This window comes from Serratia sp. T13T92, assembly GCF_047530105.1.
Taxonomy (GTDB): domain Bacteria; phylum Pseudomonadota; class Gammaproteobacteria; order Enterobacterales; family Enterobacteriaceae; genus Chania; species Chania fonticola.
Genome location: NZ_JBLJAK010000138.1, coordinates 1 through 647 on the forward strand (window position 1 = coordinate 1; position 647 = coordinate 647).

Annotated in this window: 1 pseudogene; it reads left to right on the top strand. The window is 50.1% G+C overall.

Going from position 1 to position 647, the window contains the following annotated elements:
* Nucleotides 1-115: 115 nt before the first annotated feature.
* A pseudogene (locus ACMV5I_RS29610) lies at nucleotides 116-418 on the top strand (transposase); the annotation flags it as partial.
* Nucleotides 419-647 lie beyond the last annotated feature (229 nt).

The following is a 647-nucleotide window of genomic DNA, read 5'->3' on the forward strand; positions in this document are numbered from 1 at the left end:
ACACATTGCGCGATGATATCGATGGGATAATGCAAGCGTTTAAAGGCATTTCTGATCAGAGACATTAATAGGCAACATTACAAAAAAAACAGCATATTACCTGACGCCGCCTTAACGCGACAGAGCCGCCTGGTTAGGACTGGTTCCACGCCAGCATTCAAGTGGTGGCAAACAAGTCTTGCTCGGGATAAGCAAACGAGGCGATATTTATTTACGAACCTTACTCATTCACGGTGCTAGGGCTGTGTTGCAGTCGGTCAAACGTAAACAGGATGCTGTATCGGGATGGGCCAGTCGACTACTGGCACGTCGGAATAACAACATTGCCTCGGTAGCATTGGCTAATAAGAATGCGCGGATTGTGTGGGCACTATTGGCAAAAGATCAGGAGTACTATGCACCAGTGATGAACGTTTAAGTATCTGAGTCAGTAAGACGGAAACAACACCACCGATTGTTCAGGCAAGCATGAAGTGATGGCAGGACTGGTCAGACCGTGATGGGGAAAACCCGGTTTATTGAACGTAGCGCCCCTTCGGGGCGAGCACGGCAGCGTTGCTGCCTCAACCGTCTTTAAGACCCAGCCTCACATCAACGTCGGGGCAGGCTGACCGCCCCCGCACTAATACCTGCATAAAATGAGCACG